This is a genomic window from Lysinibacillus sp. NPDC093216, from assembly GCF_050280325.1.
GTDB lineage: Bacteria > Bacillota > Bacilli > Bacillales_A > Planococcaceae > Lysinibacillus.
Map to the genome: position 1 here is coordinate 1 of NZ_JBNNVB010000009.1, position 18,326 is coordinate 18,326.

Annotated in this window: 20 protein-coding genes and 1 pseudogene; 9 read left to right on the forward strand and 12 right to left on the reverse strand. The window is 35.9% G+C overall.

Annotation, left to right across the window (positions count from 1 at the left end; all coding sequences use genetic code 11):
- The first annotated feature begins 390 nt into the window (after window positions 1-390).
- Entirely contained in the window at window positions 391-924 is a 534-nt protein-coding gene (locus ACQKOG_RS11940; protein WP_402873773.1) for a hypothetical protein, read from the forward strand.
- Between the two features lie 520 nt (window positions 925-1,444).
- On the opposite strand, the gene ACQKOG_RS11945 is transcribed toward ACQKOG_RS11940, so the two are convergent.
- A complete protein-coding gene (locus tag ACQKOG_RS11945) occupies window positions 1,445-2,227 on the reverse strand; it encodes a hypothetical protein (RefSeq protein ID WP_402873776.1) in 783 nt (260 codons plus the stop codon).
- Window positions 2,228-2,620: 393 nt separating this feature from the next.
- On the opposite strand from ACQKOG_RS11945, the gene ACQKOG_RS11950 reads away from it, so the two are divergent.
- Window positions 2,621-3,799, forward strand: a complete 1,179-nt coding sequence (locus tag ACQKOG_RS11950; RefSeq protein WP_402873779.1) for a hypothetical protein — start codon at window positions 2,621-2,623, stop codon at window positions 3,797-3,799.
- Between the two features lie 63 nt (window positions 3,800-3,862).
- Here the strand turns inward: ACQKOG_RS11950 and ACQKOG_RS11955 are convergent, their stop codons facing one another.
- Entirely contained in the window at window positions 3,863-4,003 is a 141-nt protein-coding gene (locus ACQKOG_RS11955; protein WP_370078829.1) for a hypothetical protein, read from the reverse strand.
- A gap of 427 nt (window positions 4,004-4,430) precedes the next feature.
- Between ACQKOG_RS11955 and ACQKOG_RS11960 the strand changes: the two genes are divergently transcribed.
- The gene (locus ACQKOG_RS11960; protein ID WP_370078831.1) at window positions 4,431-4,880 is read left to right on the forward strand and encodes an NUDIX hydrolase; all 450 of its coding nucleotides are present in this window, start codon (window positions 4,431-4,433) and stop codon (window positions 4,878-4,880) included.
- A gap of 290 nt (window positions 4,881-5,170) precedes the next feature.
- Here ACQKOG_RS11960 and deoD read toward each other — a convergent pair whose 3' ends face one another.
- Both deoD and ACQKOG_RS11970 read right to left on the reverse strand, forming a co-directional pair.
- The gene (gene deoD, locus ACQKOG_RS11965; RefSeq protein ID WP_370078833.1) at window positions 5,171-5,878 is read right to left on the reverse strand and encodes a purine-nucleoside phosphorylase; all 708 of its coding nucleotides are present in this window, start codon (window positions 5,876-5,878) and stop codon (window positions 5,171-5,173) included.
- Between the two features lie 113 nt (window positions 5,879-5,991).
- The gene (locus ACQKOG_RS11970; RefSeq protein WP_370078835.1) at window positions 5,992-6,210 is read right to left on the reverse strand and encodes a YozE family protein; all 219 of its coding nucleotides are present in this window, start codon (window positions 6,208-6,210) and stop codon (window positions 5,992-5,994) included.
- A gap of 259 nt (window positions 6,211-6,469) precedes the next feature.
- Between ACQKOG_RS11970 and ACQKOG_RS11975 the strand changes: the two genes are divergently transcribed.
- The 3 genes and pseudogenes from ACQKOG_RS11975 to ACQKOG_RS11985 all read left to right on the forward strand — a co-directional run.
- Window positions 6,470-8,308, forward strand: coding sequence for a methyl-accepting chemotaxis protein (locus tag ACQKOG_RS11975; RefSeq protein ID WP_427446609.1), 1,839 nt, complete (start codon window positions 6,470-6,472; stop codon window positions 8,306-8,308).
- Window positions 8,309-8,452: 144 nt separating this feature from the next.
- Window positions 8,453-8,671 carry a hypothetical protein gene (locus ACQKOG_RS11980; RefSeq protein WP_370078839.1) on the forward strand — a complete coding sequence of 73 codons (219 nt, stop codon included), beginning with the start codon at window positions 8,453-8,455 and terminating at the stop codon, window positions 8,669-8,671.
- Window positions 8,653-8,790 (forward strand): annotated as a pseudogene (locus ACQKOG_RS11985) (formylglycine-generating enzyme family protein); the annotation flags it as partial. The gene ACQKOG_RS11980 and the pseudogene ACQKOG_RS11985, both read left to right, overlap by 19 nt.
- A 355-nt stretch (window positions 8,791-9,145) precedes the next feature.
- On the opposite strand, the gene msrB reads toward ACQKOG_RS11985, so the two are convergent.
- From msrB to ACQKOG_RS12010, 5 genes are all read right to left on the reverse strand, one after another.
- Window positions 9,146-9,574 (reverse strand): peptide-methionine (R)-S-oxide reductase MsrB, encoded by a 429-nt coding sequence (gene msrB / locus ACQKOG_RS11990; protein WP_427446611.1) that lies wholly within the window; start codon window positions 9,572-9,574, stop codon window positions 9,146-9,148.
- Window positions 9,567-10,100 carry a peptide-methionine (S)-S-oxide reductase MsrA gene (gene msrA, locus ACQKOG_RS11995; protein ID WP_427446613.1) on the reverse strand — a complete coding sequence of 178 codons (534 nt, stop codon included), beginning with the start codon at window positions 10,098-10,100 and terminating at the stop codon, window positions 9,567-9,569. The genes msrB and msrA overlap by 8 nt, the downstream gene beginning before the upstream one ends.
- A 12-nt stretch (window positions 10,101-10,112) precedes the next feature.
- Complete coding sequence (locus ACQKOG_RS12000; RefSeq protein ID WP_427446615.1) at window positions 10,113-10,688, reverse strand: YpmS family protein; 576 nt, start codon at window positions 10,686-10,688, stop codon at window positions 10,113-10,115.
- A 4-nt stretch (window positions 10,689-10,692) separates the two neighbouring features.
- On the reverse strand, window positions 10,693-11,625 hold the full coding sequence (locus ACQKOG_RS12005; RefSeq protein ID WP_427446617.1) for a GDSL-type esterase/lipase family protein: 933 nt from the start codon (window positions 11,623-11,625) through the stop codon (window positions 10,693-10,695).
- A gap of 179 nt (window positions 11,626-11,804) precedes the next feature.
- Complete coding sequence (locus ACQKOG_RS12010; RefSeq protein ID WP_370078851.1) at window positions 11,805-12,647, reverse strand: DegV family protein; 843 nt, start codon at window positions 12,645-12,647, stop codon at window positions 11,805-11,807.
- Window positions 12,648-12,921: 274 nt separating this feature from the next.
- Here ACQKOG_RS12010 and trhA point away from each other — a divergent pair, with 274 nt between their 5' ends.
- On the forward strand, window positions 12,922-13,557 hold the full coding sequence (gene trhA / locus ACQKOG_RS12015) for a PAQR family membrane homeostasis protein TrhA (RefSeq protein ID WP_370078853.1): 636 nt from the start codon (window positions 12,922-12,924) through the stop codon (window positions 13,555-13,557).
- Window positions 13,558-13,600: 43 nt separating this feature from the next.
- Here trhA and ACQKOG_RS12020 read toward each other — a convergent pair whose 3' ends face one another.
- The 3 genes from ACQKOG_RS12020 to ACQKOG_RS12030 all read right to left on the reverse strand — a co-directional run bounded on the left by ACQKOG_RS12020 (window position 13,601) and on the right by ACQKOG_RS12030 (window position 15,626).
- Window positions 13,601-14,095 carry an HIT family protein gene (locus tag ACQKOG_RS12020; protein ID WP_370078855.1) on the reverse strand — a complete coding sequence of 165 codons (495 nt, stop codon included), beginning with the start codon at window positions 14,093-14,095 and terminating at the stop codon, window positions 13,601-13,603.
- A gap of 48 nt (window positions 14,096-14,143) precedes the next feature.
- Entirely contained in the window at window positions 14,144-14,977 is an 834-nt protein-coding gene (locus ACQKOG_RS12025) for an alpha/beta fold hydrolase (protein ID WP_427446620.1), read from the reverse strand.
- Window positions 14,978-15,146: 169 nt separating this feature from the next.
- The gene (locus tag ACQKOG_RS12030; RefSeq protein WP_370078859.1) at window positions 15,147-15,626 is read right to left on the reverse strand and encodes a dihydrofolate reductase; all 480 of its coding nucleotides are present in this window, start codon (window positions 15,624-15,626) and stop codon (window positions 15,147-15,149) included.
- A gap of 177 nt (window positions 15,627-15,803) precedes the next feature.
- Here ACQKOG_RS12030 and ACQKOG_RS12035 point away from each other — a divergent pair, with 177 nt between their 5' ends.
- Together ACQKOG_RS12035 and ACQKOG_RS12040 are read left to right on the forward strand one after the other, a co-directional pair.
- Window positions 15,804-16,721: an alpha/beta hydrolase gene (locus tag ACQKOG_RS12035; RefSeq protein WP_370078861.1), complete on the forward strand. Its 918-nt coding sequence runs from the start codon at window positions 15,804-15,806 to the stop codon at window positions 16,719-16,721.
- Between the two features lie 63 nt (window positions 16,722-16,784).
- Window positions 16,785-17,981, forward strand: coding sequence for a class I SAM-dependent rRNA methyltransferase (locus ACQKOG_RS12040; RefSeq protein ID WP_402873800.1), 1,197 nt, complete (start codon window positions 16,785-16,787; stop codon window positions 17,979-17,981).
- Window positions 17,982-18,326 lie beyond the last annotated feature (345 nt).

Sequence of the window (18,326 nt, forward strand, 5' to 3'; positions counted from 1 at the left end):
GTACACAGGACATGGCAACACCATCTGTGGAGAGCTTTGTAACGCTTCTCTTAAGTACATAAGAACCCCACTGCTTTAGCTGTGGGAGTAGTCAGAAACCCTTGATACCTTTATTGAATTGTTGCCTCATATCGTTGAATTATCCGAACTAACATAGAAAATCACTGGTAGACAAAAGCTTGATATATCAGTATTTAATTGTCTACAAACTTTTAGCCAGTTAAATTGGTCGTTTGTTTAGCAATAAAGATCCCTCCATCTTAGAGCGGTCTTTTTCACTAATTCTAAGTAACTTTAAACATACTTTTTTGTTTGTTACCCTCCTATTTACACCTGTAACTATCTACAAATGCTCGGCATATAATAAAAAAACTATTTGGAGGTATTTTAATGTATTATGGATTAAGCGGTTATCATCCAAATTTATATCAAATTTTAGAGGGCTGGACTGGAGAACCAAAAAATACTGTTTATTTGTTAATAAATAAATATGGTTTACCAAATGAAGCAAGTTCTAGAAGAATCATCTGGTATAACAATGGTCCTTGGAAACGTACGATTGTTCATCTTGATATAGTACCTCATAACACTCCTACTCCCCATCTTGATTATTTGGAACAAACAATAGATTATAAAGTGCCTGTTCATTTTTTTGATAATTTAGCACGGTTTGATGGTAGCTTATATCCGGACCGAACGGCTGGTGAAGCTACGGCAAAATGCGATCAAGAAGCAGCGAATTTTATGGCTTTAAACTTAATGAACGACATCGTTACCGGAAAGCGGTCCGTAGAAGACGCTCGTCATGCTGCAACCGAAATCGAAAAAGCTTTCCGATTAAAAGGTCAATTTTCACCATATACCACAGGATTTCTATTCTCCAAACAATTTAATACCGCTGATCCCGATGTAAGCTCTTTTTAAGCAAGCCTAACAGCCGGGTGTTTACGTTATTACATTCCTATTGTTTACCTAGACTACCACTTCAATTCAGATTATTTTTATCTTTAAGCACAGCACATTATAGATTTTTTAGAAGCATCTTCAGAATTTTATATAATTCCGCTTTATTTTAAATAATTAAGACCACCCAGGTAGTGACCCCTTAAAGTTATAGTTTATTTAGGTAAGCTCAAGACATCGACAAACAACCGTATAATAAGCCCCCTTATCAAATAAATAAGAGGGCTTTATATAATGCATAGTCCTTCACCTATCTCCAACAGACTTTAATAAATTTACTGGAAAATAGCTAACTTTCGAATCCGATTCATTCTTTACATAAAGATCAGTTCCTAACGATGAAAAAGCACTTTCCTTTGAATACATTCTGTTATCATCAGCTAGAACGTATCCTTCTATTAGACTAAGTTACACTCGTGTATCCTCTGTTAGCTCAGAACGCAAGTACAATTTCTCTTTTTAAGGTTTGATTCCTAGTTCCTTACTTGCCATTCACTGGTTTCAGTAGATTTGCTGGAATGTAATTGAAATAATATTTATCGAGACCCACCTCTACAAAACCATCGATCTCAATCCCTGATAACTGGAAGATAGTTCCCTTCACCATTTTTGTATGACTAGGAGCCCCCTTCATCGGAGCACTTAAAAGTTCTGTATCTTCTGTTAATACATAAGAACCTTTATTTATCTTTTCGAAAATACGAACATCAGTACCATCAATAATGGCTGTTTTAATTACAGGCCCTCCTTCAATATCTCCAGCACAATAATGGTAATTTAATTTGCCTTTCTCCATAGAAACTAAACTTGATTTTGGACCAGTACAAACCTCATCTCGTTTTCCGACTATTAAAGGTTGACCATATGCGATGTCTTGATATTGGTAAGGAATTTTCACACCCTGATGATTAATCATGACGTAGACTGGATTGTTATAGAAAGATGTACGAATATCGATTGGTACTTCGTTGAACACTACCAAATCAGTCGCTTGTACGCGATATTGCCCCATCTGGTAGAATGTTTTGCCATCATACTTTTCAATATCATACGTTCTAAGGAAGTTATTTCGCTTAACCACTAGCGAATCAAACGTACCATCTGGATTTTTCTTATATACCTTGATGTCTTTTTTAAAGGTCATTTTTCCTGTTTGCCCTTTTACAACTTCTGCTCCATCATACATCACTTTCGCTTCTGATTTTGTTGGATATGTTACTGCTAATACTAATGTGGCTAGTAACATAATAAAAAGCTTTTTCACTATTCTCCCCCTACTCAGCTTTATTTTAGAAAACATAATTTCTTAGTATTATATACTAATAATCCATTATTCTGCTAATAAAAATATAATGATGTAAAATATCCAACAAAAGTAGAGTGTTTTTCTATTAAAAATTTCACCCATCTACCATTCTACTCAATACTCTAAATTTTATGGTCTACTACTTATTGGTTGTGGAAGGCCATCATGCTCATTTAACCAATTATAGAAAGGCACAGGACGTTCACTATATTATCTAACAAAAAACACCCGCCAAGGAGTGATCTTTTCACCCATTCTCCATTTTATTTTTTAAAACAACGAACTTTTTTATATGGTAAATCGTCCAATTATTAGTAAAAACTAATTTTAAAAATACAAGGAGAAATACAAATGAAAAATACGATTAAAAAAACTTGGATGATTGCTTCAGCACTTACAATAGGAATGGCTGTTCTGACACCACTTCAAGCAGGAGCTGCATCTGTAGAAACAACAGATAATAGTAGTATTAATGTTCAACTTGAACAAAAAATTACAGGAACTATTAAAAACATCTACGATAATGGAATGAAACTCAAAGGAAAAGATGGTAAAAATTATTTTATCAGTTTCCACAAATTTTCTGATGAACAAATAGAAAAAATGAAATTAGTAGAAGGACAAGAGGTCTCTATAGAAGGTTATACTGCTGAGAGTTTTTCCGACTTCTTCACGTTTGAAGTATTTAAAAAAGGCATACCTGAAGAGATAACAAAAGAAGATCTAACAAAATTAGAAAAATTGTTTAATGAAATGAAACACGTACAAAATGAAATTAAAAAAGGAGTGGAAAAACTAACAGATGAAGAGATAGAAAAGAAACGTGAGGAACTACAAAAAATTCACGAAGAAATGCATCAAATCACAAAGCCGTATATATTAGCTAATTGGCAACCTCAGTCATTTGAAGAATATATGGAAGACTACGGATTTAATAGGAAAAATATTATTATTAAAGAAAACGATAACGTACAGCTCAAAGCTATTTATGAAGAATGGATAAAGCTTAAAAAAAGTGGTGATGAGGAAAAAGCTAACAAAAAATATGAAGAGTTTTATAAAATCCTTGAACCTTATTTTGATGCGCTAAATGCACCAGAAACATTTGAAGAATTTATGGATAGCTTAAAGAAAGTCACGGAATTTTTTGATATCCCCGCTGAAACTTTAGCCAAACTAAAAACTCTTCATGGGGATTTACAAAAAGCATTAGAAGAAAAAAATGATGAGTTGTATGATAAGTTACACGAAGAATTCAATGAACTCCTTAATCAGTTCGAAAAGCCTCAAACATTTGAAGAATTCATGGCTAACTTTGAATTCAAAGTTAGTGAAGCAGATAGCAAGAAATTAAAACAACTTTATGAAGAATACGAAGCACTTGATAAAAAGAGAGAACAAGAAAAAAGCGAAGAAACATGGGAAGCTTTTTACAATATTTTAGCCCCATATATTAAAGCAAATGAAGAAATTCTTATCTCTGCTTCTAAAATAACGATAAACGGCCAAGACTATCTTTCACAACATTAACCAGTAAAAATTCGGGGTTATCCTAAAAATTATTAAACAATGTTTTAGGGATTAACCCCTTTCTTATCTCCGGACAATATACCCTATTACACGAGGCACTATTACGGCGTTCTTCTTATCAACAGTTTTATTAACATCTTTGGAAGGTGTTTTAATTGGTTGTTTTATAAAATCATACATATTCATTTGTTTTTGTTCTTCCATATCTTATATTCCCCTCTCTACTATTCCAGTCAATTTTCTAAGTTTGGTCTGCTATTTATTTGTGTACGATCATCACGTTTATTAAGCCAGTTATAAAACGGTACTGGTAGTTCTCTACTCACTGTTTCTTCTCTTCTATATATGATGATTTATTCGATTTATTACTCAAACGCTCTACAGCTTTACTATATGCCCATACAAATACAGCTCTTAATGTGCTTGTAACTGTTAGTACACCATCTTTTATATCAATTGTGATTTTGAATAGTCAGTTTAGAGAAAATAACTTTTGAACAATTTACTGAACGTTGGATGAACATGTATGTTACCATTTCTCTTCCAACTATAACTTTGCTATGTTATGATACTTTACAGATAAAATTTTCCATTTAAAAGAACAGAAATATGGTTAAATGTAGGTGGAAACATGAATTATATAAAATCTTTACGCCAATATGTTGGAACAAGTCCTATTATTGCACCAGGATCAGCAATCATTGTTTTAAACGGAAAGAATGAAATACTATTGCAATTACGTTCAGATACAGATGATTGGGGGCTTCCAGGCGGCGGAATGGAAATAGGAGATAGTTTTGAAGAAACTGCACAAAAGGAGTTGTATGAGGAAACAGGATTAATTGCACAAGAATTGAAATTGGTTGGATTAGCTTCAGGGAAAGAGTTATATTACAAATTTCCACATGGGGATGAAATTTATAACGCGACGGCAATTTTTAAAGCAACTGCGGTTAAAGGCATTATTAAGCAAAATGAGGAGAGTAAAGATTTAAAATATTTCCCTTTAGAAAAGCTTCCAAATTTAAATTATACAACATTAAAATTACTAGAAAAGGTTGGTTATATTTCAACTGATTAGATACGGCGGGCAACATTTCGTTATCCAAAACAAAAAGCTAACCATCAATCTGTGCTTGTGCATAAAATTACACACAAGCCCTTTTGTTATGCTTCCTCAACCACTTTTAAGCCCTCCTTCATCACTTTGATGACCAACAGATTCAAGTAAGTGTACTTTTAGAAGATTCTGTATTAAATTAAAAAGCCCATTAGGCTCTGAGTTATTCAGTCACCTAACAGGCAATTTATTTATAACTTTAAATGTTAGTCCCTTTGAAATTTATTCTAAACTTCAAAACCTAGATCAGACTATTCTTGAATTGCTGCTTCTAAAGCTACAACGATCATATCGTTGAATGTAGTTTGACGTTCTTCTGATGTTGTTACTTCACCAGTTAGAATGTGGTCACTTACTGTTAAGATAGAAAGTGCTTTACGGCCGTGTTTTGCAGCTAATGTGTAAAGTGCTGCTGATTCCATTTCTACAGCAAGGACGCCATATTGAGCTAATTTTTCGTTTTGATTTTCATCAGAATAGAACATATCCGCTGTAAAGATATTACCCACTTGTAAGTTTAAACCAGCTTCTTTACCTGCATTGTATGCTTTTAATAGTAAATCAAAGTCTGAAATCGGTGCGAAGTCGATAGCTCCGTTCCAAATGATTTGGTTCATACGTGTATCAGATGTTGCTGCTTGCGCTAAAATTACGTCACGAACTTTTACATCTTTTTGAATTGCACCACAAGTACCTACGCGGATTAATTTTTGTACATCATATTCTTGCATTAATTCTGTAGCGTAAATCGAGATTGAAGGCACACCCATACCAGTACCTTGTACAGAAATACGTTTACCTTTATACGTACCTGTATAACCAAACATATTACGAACTTCGTTATAACAAGTAACATCTTCTAAAAACGTTTCAGCAATATACTTTGCACGTAATGGATCTCCTGGAAGTAAAATTGTGTCAGCGATTTCGCCTTTTTTTGCATTAATATGAATACTCATACTGCAATCCCTCTTTTCTGTCAGTTATCACTATAAATAATACTGTGTTTCTCATATTTTCGCAACGCTAGACGTCTAGCAACTTAAATTAAATTATATTATTTTAACTTATATTATGCATGATCTACGTATAATGCCCACAACTCGTCAAATACTTCTGTTTTTAAGTTGTCAGTGGCGTAGGATTCAATGTACGAAGAAAGCTCATCAAATTCTGAGCTCTGCTTCGGAAAATTATGCTCATTAAACACTTCCTCTGCAAATCGCACCTTCGGATCTGACCAATCTCCACCTCTAAATGTCAGTACATATAAATAAAAGCTCTTTTTCATACTAGAAATCCCCTCTTTACTCTTCTGCTTTCCGCTAGTTTATCAAAAAATATCTTCTTCGTCACAAAAATATCTATTAAGCATTTTCTCCTATTCACACTAACAGTACTATTCTCTCAAAATCTTTGGACTTTCGTCACAGAAAAATAATATGTATTTTTTATCTGAAAAATGAAAATTTTTAGAAAAAAGGATAGAAATACCTAGTAAAATAAGGTAAAATTTAAACCAAATATTCAAAAATAGGAAGGTGATGGCGATGAAAAACTCTCATAAATCCTGGATTTCCGTACAGAAACGCCCGTCTCTCTTTAAAACTAGCTTTTTAAAAAAGAAAGTAAGTAATTTGGAAGAAGATAGTCGTAATCTCCCTCCCACTAAAGAAAAACGACAACGTTTTTACCATTTAATACGAGGCAAAGTCCTTATTATTTTTTCTCTCCTTATTGTTATAAATGGCACAATGGGTTTATTATCGTATATCAATATTCAGAATCTGCAAAGACAAATGAAGGACTTTACTGAGAAGAACGTCCAGGAACAATTAACTGTCAACCAACTTGCTTATGAAATTTCGAGGCTCACCAATTTAGAACAAGCTTATTTAATTACCGGGGACGGGAATTATGCTACTTCTTATAAAATGAAAATTGATACGATCGATAAAAAAATGAAAGCCTTAGAAGAGCAGTTTACAGCAAGAGAGTTAGAGTTAAGTCATATACAGGCGATCAATCAATATTATGAAAATTACCTTGAATATTCTAAAAAGGTCATGACAATGCGTGATGAACTTGGTCTTGAACAAGCTCGTAAACTTATGATGGGCGGTACTGGAGAAACGATGAAGAATTATATTGATAAAAATATCGAATCCATTAATGCGGTTATGGATGATGCTAATAAAGCAAAATTAGATAAGCTTAATAAGCAAGTTACACTATCTATTACTTCTTTCTTCTTCATTTCACTACTTGGGTTTATTGCAATTATTATTTTTGGTTATATGTTATTTAAATCATTAAGAAACAATACACAGGCCATTAACCATTCCATTCTCGATATTGCACAGGCTGGTGGCGATTTAACAAGGCGTGTTAAAGTTCGTAATCATGACGAATTCTCAACTATTGCTGCTTCAACCAATACTCTTATTGAATCGATATCTAATTTGATTAAACGTGTCAGTAATCTGGCGGACCATGTTTCAAGCAGTAGCCAAGAGCTAATGTCTTTAGCCGATGAAAATGCCCGCACTATACAGAATATTGCTGATGCTACAGCTGATATCGCAAGTGATAGTGAGAATACCATTTTTAGTATGACTAGCGCACAACAAAAAATGAGTGATCTTGAGCATTCTGTGCACCATTTAAATGAGCAAGCAAATGCTGTTCAGCGTGCATCCTTAGCTATGCAGCAAGCCGCTGATGAAGGTAGTCGCTCCGTTCAACAATCTTCATTAGTCATGCAAGCTATAGAAGAAACGATGGCCACAACGACTACCACAGTCGAAGCACTCGGTCGAAAATCCGCCGACATAACATCAATTATCGGGACGATTACTGCTATTTCTGAGCAAACGAATTTACTCGCCTTAAATGCAGCGATTGAGGCAGCACGCGCCGGTGAGCACGGACGAGGCTTTGCGGTTGTCGCTGATGAAGTTCGAAAGCTAGCCGTGCAATCACAAAATGCCGCAAAAGAAGTAACATCCATTGTAACGTCCATTCAAGACGAAGTAACATCCATCATCTCTCAAAACCACGAGGGTGTATCTTCCGTTATTCGCGGCGTTGAAGTAACGAATGAAACAAATCAATCTTTAGCCAATATTTTGACGCACACTCAAGAAACGACGACAATTATCGCGACTATGGTAGAGAAAATTGCCTTAACACTTGATTATAGCAATGCTGTAGCGAATGATTTTGTCCATGTGAATGCCTATGCAGAACAATCAGCTGCCAACACAGTCACTTCTGCCGCTGCAGCCACTCAAGGATCTGCTTCCATGCAGGAAATCAATGCCTCTGCCACAGAGCTTGCTCAACAAGCAGATAGTCTGCGTAATCTTGTTAGTGAATTTAAAGTTTAAAATATCTCAGAATCGCTATTATTATAGTTTTAAAAAATCGTTTGAAAGATGTTCATTTTTAATGAAGCAGATACATGATCTAGCGCCGAATATTAATGGAGATCGTAGTGTCTAAAAACAGTAGGTTAAAATTTGGAGAGGACAATGTTAACGAATTTAAATCCTTACTTAAAAGAATTAATGGTGTATATTCCTGAAGGAGAAATTCGCCTACGAGATTTTCGAAACGAACAAAAATGGATTAGTTCAAACTATAAATTTGGAATGCCGGGGAAAAGGAAAAATTTAAAGGAAGTTAATTGGAACGTTGAGATACAGCCATTAACATATACGTTGAAGAGACATTTGGCCATTACAGAATAATCCGAGGCGGTAGTTGGGCTGAAGAAGAACGTGGTTGTGGAGCTACCTGTCGCCGTAAGAGTATACCTGATTTCTTTTTTGATGATATCGGATTTAGAATTGCTCGTTCCATCATTTAATAGCTCTAAACAATTATGACGTTCTATCCGGCGATTCGACGGGCTCTCCGTCGCTTTGTCGGTTCTAACGGCGATTCGATGTCTTTTTCCGTCACTTCGAAGGGGCTTCCCGTCACTTGATTGGTCTTCCGTCGTTTCGATGGCTCTTTCCGTCGCTTGATTGCTCTTCCGTCGTTCCGATGACTCTTTCCGTCGCTTGATTAGTCTTCCGTCGTTCCGATGACTCCTTCCGTCGCTTCGATGGCTCTTTCCGTCTCTTCGACGTTTCTTTCTGTCTCTTCGATGGTTCTTTCCGTCGCTACATTTTAAAACCATAAAAAACTCCTAGCACGATCTATCCTGCTAGGAGTTGCTGTTATTTAAATAATGAAAGATACTCTGCGTAGCCTTCTTTTTCTAAATCTTCTTTTGGTACAAAGCGGAGTGCTGCGGAGTTAATACAATAGCGTAAGCCTCCAAGTTCACTTGGTCCATCTGGGAAGACATGTCCTAAGTGGGAATCAACTTCTTTGCTACGAACCTCTACGCGACGCATCCCATGAGATGTATCGAAATGCTCTGCTACTTCTTCCTTTTCAATTGGCTTTGCAAATGCTGGCCAACCACAGCCTGAATCGAATTTATCTAATGAGCTAAATAACGGCTTCCCTGAAACGATATCTACATAAATACCCTCTTCAAAGTGCTTATCAAATTCATTGCGGAACGGTGGCTCTGTTCCATTTTCCTGTGTCACATAATATTGCATGTCCGTTAACTCTTTTAAACGTTGTTCTTTATTCATTTTTCAGCCCCCAGTTTGTCTCCTGAAATGCTTTACGACCAGACCCGACAGCATAGCGCTCGTAGTGCATTGGATTTTTCTTATAATAATATTGATGATAGTCTTCAGCTGGATAAAACGAACTTGCCGGTAAAATTTTCACTGCAATTGGCTTATCGAATTTACCAGATGCCTGTAAATCTGCCTTAGCACGTTCAGCTAAATCACGCTGCTCATCATTGTGGTAAAAAATCGCCGTTGTGTAGGACTCCCCACGATCATAAAATTGTCCTCCAGCATCTGTTGGATCAATTAGTGTCCAAAATGTCGCGAGTAATTGCTCGTAAGAATATAACTCATCAACAAACGTTATTTGAACCGCTTCAACATGCCCTGTCGTTTCAGAGCATACTTGTTCATATGTTGGATTGACAACATGTCCACCCGTATAGCCGGAAATTACCGATTCAATGCCAGGTGTTTCGTCAAAGGGCTTGACCATACACCAAAAACAACCACCTGCAAACGTTGCAAATCGCTTTGCCATTTATCTCACTCCTTATTCACCAGGTACAATAATTTCCAGTAGAATCTTATCCTTTGGTAAGTCTAATTCCTTTGCTTTAATACGAGATCCAGAAGCAATGTTAATGCGCGATAAATCAATATAGATTTCTGCCTTATTAGGATCGATTGAAATCCAAGAAGGGAATTCCACCGTGTCTCGCATCATTTTCATCGTTGTCTCAGGTGGAATATTTAACAGCCCCACATTCATTCCTGTCTGTTTTAAAATGATATTCCCTTTCTCATCCACTATCGGATCAAAGTTCATTGAAATAGGAATTTCAGTGTAGAACACCTTTAATGTACTTTTTAATTGAATATCCTCACCAATCGTAAAGTCCAACGGTAATGGTGACCCCGCATCTTTTAAATACTTCTTCGATATAGATTCTAATTCCTTCGTTGTTGTTTGGACAACGAGTACATTTCCTTTTACTTCACTTTCACCTTTTGAACTCTCTGCTAAATTTACTCCGTCTACTGGTCTAGTTGCTAAAAAAACGACGAGGAGGATTGCAAAAAGCACTGTGCCCGCTAAAGCAAAAAATGCGAATTTCCATTTATTCATTTCGTCACTCCTCGAAGCCTATTTCCTTGTTAATCTTTTGTTCCATGTTACATTTCTCCATTGCTTTTTTAATTCGCTCTGTCATTTTGTCATAGCCTTTTGCATTTGGGTGGAAGAAATCCGTATGATACACGAGCTCTTTATTTGAATCAAACAAGTCCTCCACTGATATATAGCACGCATTAGTATCTTTCTTTGCTATGTCTTCAATGACTTTATTCCACTCTGTAATAATCGTATCAAATTCATTCGCTTCATTTGTGACGATTGAGAATGGATTATAAGAACCGATAAGTAATAAAGGCACTGTTGGATTTTTTTCTCGTATGCCTTCAACAATTTTACTATAACGTTTCTTATATGCCTTCAATTCCTTATCAAAAGCATCTCGTTTCAAATTAAACAGATCTTGCCTGACAATCTTCATGACATCATTTCCACCCATTGTAATTGAAATGAGCTGTGCTTTTTGCAACTCTTCATCATAATGCCCTTTTTCCACTAATTTTAATAGCTGATCACTACGTCTTCCTCTTTTTCCTCGATTATCGACTTCAACATCAGAAATCGAAGGCCAAGCTACCAATGAATCTGCTAATCTTCCAACAAAACCGTCTTTATTATACTCATCACCAACACCGGCCGTTAAAGAATCGCCGAGTGCTAGGTACTGTAGTTGCTTTGCGCTTTTATCATCAATTTTCCGTAAATCCTCTGGTGATGGTTCAAAAAAATGTTCAAAAATTTGCGTCAATACATTCTTTGAGGTTTTTTCCTCATTTTCTGTTTGTTGCTCATCCTGTTTCATATCTTGCTCCGTCCCTGCGTGCTCCCCTTCTGGTTCTGCTTGCGGATTCGGTTCATCTATTGATATTGCACAACCACTTAGTACTAAGACGGTCAAACATGACAAAACTATCATTCGCCAAATGCTCATTTGACCACCTTCCATCATTTGCTTACTTCTATTATAGAATAGTTCATGCTGCAATGAAAAGTGACTATACCTAGGTATTGAGTAAAAAAGTGTGTTTACAACGGTTTTTCGTATAAATGGCATGACACTTTTCAACAATAAAAAGCCACTACAATTATTTATGTAGTAGCCCTCTTAAATTATTCTGCAAAATAAATAAAACCGATGGCACCTGGGCCAGTGTGTGTCGAGATGATTGGTGAAGTAAAGTTAATTTCTACTTCATTAAAACCTGTGCCCTCGATTAATTCTTTTAAAGGTCCACCCATTGTTGTCATACCCTCAGCGTGAGAAATCCCAACTGTTTTTACTGTTTTACCAGCAGTGTCAGCTTGGAATTGTTTAAATAAGTAGTTCACAACCTGTTTATGGCTACGTACTTTGGATACGGGATTATATGCGCCACCTTCTAAGTTTGCAATTACTTTTATGTTCAGCAAAGAACCGATAAAACCAGTTCCTTTCCCAATTCGTCCGCCTTTAATTAAATTTTCAAGTGTATCGACAATAACATATAAATACGTATTTTCGCGCACTTTCTCAAGACGTTTAATAATTTCCTCGACAGTAGCACCTGCATCGCGCATTTTAATAGCCTCTCGAATTTGAATAGCTAGACCTGTGGTAATAAAACGTGAATCGATCACAGTTACATCGGAGTCTGACATTTGCGCTGCCTGACGAGCTGATTCCACTGTTCCGCTCATACTACCTGTCATATGAATGGAAATAATTTGATCTCCGTCTTTACCAAGCTCATCGTATAATTCTTTAAATTTTCCCGGCGCAGGCTGAGAGCTTTTCGGTAAGTTTTTAGCATTTTTCATTAAACTTAAAAAAGGTTGTGGCTCTAAATCAATACCATCTATATAAGTTTTATCATCAATTTGAATCGTTAAAGGCACAATATGTATACCGTGCTGCGCTATTTCTTCTTTTGTTAAATCACAAGTTGAGTCCGTTACTATATGAATTCGTCCCACTTCGACACATCCTTTTACTTCATTAAAATTTATTATATAGACTAATGAATCATTATGTAAACATGACATTTGTCATTAGGTTTCATTCATTTCAGTCCATTTTTAAACCGATACCTTGGATACTATAGCGCTTTGTTGCATCCTTGTCTAACAAAGTCCCTCTAGCACAGAAACATTTATATGACACTTTTGATGTCGAAAACATGACAAATGTAAATACCAGGATGAAAATTATCGGGGTATAGTAAATGTATACACGAAAGGAGTGTTCGAAATGATTGATTCTTTTGACTATAAAACATGGAAGGAAGAATTGTGGAATGCCATTACACATGGCATTGGATTTATCGCAAGTATTCCAGCACTAGTTGTTCTTATTTTAGCAGCTGTACAAACCGGTAGTGCACTCCAAATTACAACGTTTGCTATTTTTGGTGTCTCTGTGATCGTTTTATTTTTAATGTCAACACTGCTACATAGTATGCCAGAAAAATACAAGCACTTTTTCGCTATTCTTGACCATTCTTCTATTTATATTTTAATTGCAGGAACGTATACACCTTTCCTTTTAATTTCAATTGGTGGCACGCTAGGTATTACTTTATTATGTATAATTTGGTCACTGGCCATACTAGGCGTTATTTTTAAATGTTTTTTTATTAATCGATTTGAGAAGCTTTCTTTAATTTTTTACATCGCTATGGGCTGGTTAATTATTTTTGCCATCAAGCCTATTTATCTTTTCTTAGGTTTTCATGGTTTTGCTTTACTGTTAGCAGGTGGGCTTTTCTATACGATTGGTGCTATCTTTTACGCCTGGCGTTCACTTCCATATAACCATACGATTTGGCATCTATTTGTGTTAGCTGGTTGTGCCTCGATGTATGCTTGTGTTTATTTTTACTTATAAATATAAAAAATCGCTCTCTTATGCAAAGGAGCGATTTTTTTGTTTATAGGGTACTAACTTTTAATTGCCTCGTTAATGCGTTTATTGCATGCATCACTTCTAGTTTATTTACTTCATTATTCATTTTATTTCTCGCATGAAGTAGAACCGGTCTAATCGATTCTACGGAACGTCCAAATTCGTTCATCCATTCATAGCGAGGCACCATCCACGTATGAAAATGATGTGTCGTATCTTCATTATAAAAATAATAAACGTACTCTATACCTAATACATCCCTTTGAGCCTTTCTGATTTTTGATAAGAGGTTTATATAATCTATTTTTTCCTCATCGTTTAGCTCATCAAAGCATTTTATATGGCGCTTGGAAGCTAAAATGATTAGTCCCTTTATCGGATAAGCAACATCTTGATGGGCATGAAAATAGTCTGTTTCAATGACCACACCTCCATCAGGTTTAATGAGCCCACTCGTTATTGCACAGCTCAAACATTCAACTTCTACTGTTTCTCCATTTGATAAGGTTATTTTTCTCATAGATGTTCCCCTTTTGTTTGATTCTAATTTTGGAATTAACAACTCCCATTATAAGGTTAATTGGACAAATTCTTCAAAAGCTTCCTCTTCCTCGATAAACGGGTTATGATTAGATTGTTCAAAAATCGTTAATGTTGCATTAGGAATTAAATCGGCAATTTCAATACCGAATTCAATAGGGCATTGTGCGTCATGTCTACCTGCAAACACATAGGTTGGTATATGTATTGATTTCAATTGTTCTCGAATATCAAAGCTTTTTACTTCTACTTTTCTAAAATAATCAAGATTTTTTCCTATTGTGCGACCACTATTTGGACGAGTTATTGCTACTTTTAATTTTTCCTCAGAATGATATGACATTAAAGCCCATTCATAGCTTAACTTCTGACGCTCTTCTCGAACTGTATCCGGATTATTCAGTAAATCCATTATTTCAATTATGCGATTGAAATGTTTATTTTCAGCGCAATAGATACTATTTGGGTGACTTCCGTATTCTTTGCTTGCTGCTGTACATCCAGCTACTATTTTTGTTAAAGAGTGTGGTGAATCTATTGCATATTGAAGTGCAAGCATTCCACCTGTTGAATGACCTGCAAAAGCCCATTCTTTAAGCTTTAATGCTTCTCGAATCGCCTCTAAATCTTTTACAATTTCTGTGAAGCTTAATTGCTCATCAACCTCTATATCTGCTGAATTCCCAGCACCTCTAACATTGATTAAGTACACTTTGTATTGTTCGGTAAAAGGATTCGCAAATAAATGACCTCGTTCATCAAAGCCCATGTAAAGATGTGTAATACCTAATGGTTCACCTTCTCCACGTACAAAGTATTCAAATCGTCCTCTGCTTGTTTCGATAAAGTATTGTTTCCACATTGTCAATGACTCCTCTCAAAAAAAATAATAATGTCTGCACTCATCAGGCCTTAAGATGGATATAGTATTTATTAATTCTACAAATATTCCCAAATACCTTTAACAATGTTTTTAATAACGCCAAATAAGCACAGTCATTCATCACCGTGCTTATTAGTTGCTATTTTATTTAGTTCTTACGTTCAAAAATCTCATATTGGAATGTGTAACCCTCTGGTGCTGTTTCTGGCTCCACTGAGGATACTTGTACAAAATCCTGCTCATAATTCGGGAAGTATGTATCCCCATTAAACGAATGATTGATTTTTGTAATGTACAAGCGATCTGCGATATCCATGGATAAGCGGAAAATTTGCTCGCCGCCAATAATCATAATTTCCGGGACATCCCCAGCAAGGGCGAGGGCATCCTCTAAGCTTGTCACCACTTCAATCCCATCCGCTTGATAGTTTTCATCACGCGTAATTACAATATTACGTCGACCAGGAAGCGGTCTACCGATGGATTCGAATGTTTTACGCCCCATAATCATTGGCTTCCCCATCGTTTTCTCCTTAAAATATTTTAAATCCCCAGGCAAATGCCATGGCATGCCATTTTCATAGCCAATCACATAATTAGTATCATGTGCCACAATTAAAGAAATCATATTGTCACGTACCTCCAAATACTTTCGTCCATTATATTATAAACATAATTTTACTTTACAATCAGATTATTTCTGCTTAGAAAGTAAATTATTTTCTATTCCGATATTAAATCCTAGTAATTTTATATGAATAGTTTATAATGAGATGTACAAAAGAAATTTAAAGGATTGATGAAGATGACAAAATTAAGAGACGAAGCAGTCCGTTATATAAAAGTAAGTGATTCTTCTAAACAATATTATGATTTAACACCACATGAAGCGAGAGCCGTTCGAATAGTGCCAAAATGGACATCACCTCATAGCCCACAGCTTGCGGCTATCGAAAATAAAAAAATATCAGTTCGAGATGGCGCACAAATTAATGTGCGCATTTATAGACCTGTTTTAAACAAAAAACTTCCAGTCATTGTTTATTATCATGGAGGCGGTTGGGTATTTGGAAATTGTGACTCTACGGATGCAGGCTGTCAACTATTAGCAGCAAAAGCGCAAGCAATCGTTGTATCGGTTGATTATCGTCTAGCACCAGAATATCCATTCCCTACACCGCTCTACGATGCCTATGACAGTTTCATGTGGGTTTACGAAAACATCGAAAGTTTCGGTGGAGATCGAGTAAATCTTACTGTTGCTGGTGATAGCGCAGGCGGAAATTTAGCAACAGTTGTTGCCTACTTAGCTGCAACATTAAATGGACCAGCGATTAAAGCGCAGGCACTTATTTATCCTGTAGTTAATGTAGATTTTACAACAGCTTCTTACAATGCTTACGGAGAACACTTTGGCTTAGACAAACAAGGAATGCAGTGGTTTGCAGGTCATTATACAGATAAAGAAAACTATATGGATCCACTTGTATCCCCACTTCAGATTGACGACTTAAGTGTTTTACCGAAAACGATCATTATAGCTGCAGAGGCGGATGTCCTTTACGATGAAGGTATTGCATACGCACAAAAGCTTACAGATGCCGGAGTGACTGTTGAGCATGTAAATATGCCTGGTTTAATCCATAGTTACTTTAGTAAAATGAATTTTTTCGAACAAGCAACGATTGAAACAGCTGAAAAAATTGCTAATTTCGTAAAATAAGTTTGTCTATCAGCATAAAATAATGCGATAATAGAGCAAAATGTTTTTTTAAAGGATGACAACATGACACAAACTATTGCTTTACAAATTAACAATCCATTTTCTAATCAATTAAAAAAAGGCTATCCTCTCATTTCAAAAGATGCAGTTGATGCACGTCATCTTCCAAATGAGGAAGGTGCAATACTGAGACTCACGGATATTCATAACCGTTTTATTGGCACAGGATACTACGGCTTACAAAACAAAGGTATTGGTTGGGTGCTAACAACCGATGCTAACGAAAAAATAGACAAAGCCTTTTTTATGAAAAAATTAAAAAAAGCCCTACAAAATCGTGAAGCATTTTTCAACAATCCTCACACAACAGCCTTTCGAATCTTTAATGGTGAAGGTGATGGTATCGGCGGTTTAACCATCGACTTTTTCGAATCTTATTATATGGTGAGCTGGTATAGCGCAGGCATTTATTCATTTAAAGAAATGGTATATGAAGCACTTGCAGAGACAGTAGATTACAAAGCCATTTATGAGAAAAAACGTTTCGATACGAAAGGACAGTATATGGAACAGGACGATTTCGTCATGGGAACACCTGGTGAATTTCCGATTATCGTAACGGAAAATAGTATGAAATACGCTGTCAATTTAAACGATGGAGCCATGACAGGTATTTTCCTTGACCAACGAGATGTAAGACTTGCCATTCGTGAACGTTATTCAGACGGTCAAAATGTGCTAAATACGTTCTCCTATACGGGGGCATTTTCTGTTGCAGCGGCACTTGGTGGAGCAATAAAAACAACTAGTGTAGATGTTGCGAAGCGTAGTTTGGCCAAAACAATTGAGCAATTTAGTGTTAATAGCGTCGACTACGAATCACAAGATATTAAAGTAATGGATGTCTTCAACTACTTTAAATATGCTCAGCGCCATAATTTAAAATTTGACCTTGTCGTTTTAGATCCACCTAGCTTTGCACGTACGAAAGAAAGAACATTCTCAACAGCGAAAGACTATCCTAAATTACTCGTAGATACAATCGCCATTACGGAGAAAAACGGTGTCATTGTTGCTTCCACGAACAATTCAAGCTTTGGTATGAAAAAATTCAAGAGCTTTATTGACCAAGCATTTAAAACAACTAAAACAGCCTATAAAATTGTTGAAGAATACAACTTACCAAAGGATTTCCGCGCCTCACGTGAATATCCAGAATTTAATTACTTAAAGGTTGTTTTTATTAAAAAACTTAACTAATGAACCTAGACAGAATCACTTCCTGGTGATTCTGTCTTTTTGTTTGGGAGAAATATTTAGATTCCCCCTATTTATATTGTTAGAATTTTCCATTTACTATATAATAGATTCATCTCATTCCAAAATTTAGGATGACATTTTTTATTGTTTGCCTTTGCCATGTAAATGAGTTGAATGAAGCGCAGCCGCTCATCTGACGCCCCAGGAAGCTTTTCCCTGTGCGAAACAACAAATGTTTTCTGTAGCGAAAGCAAAGCGGCAGCTACAAAGCGCCCAGTCGTAACGGAATTCACCCAAAGTCGTGGATAGAGCACCAAAAGTCGTGGATCGAACACTCAAATTCAA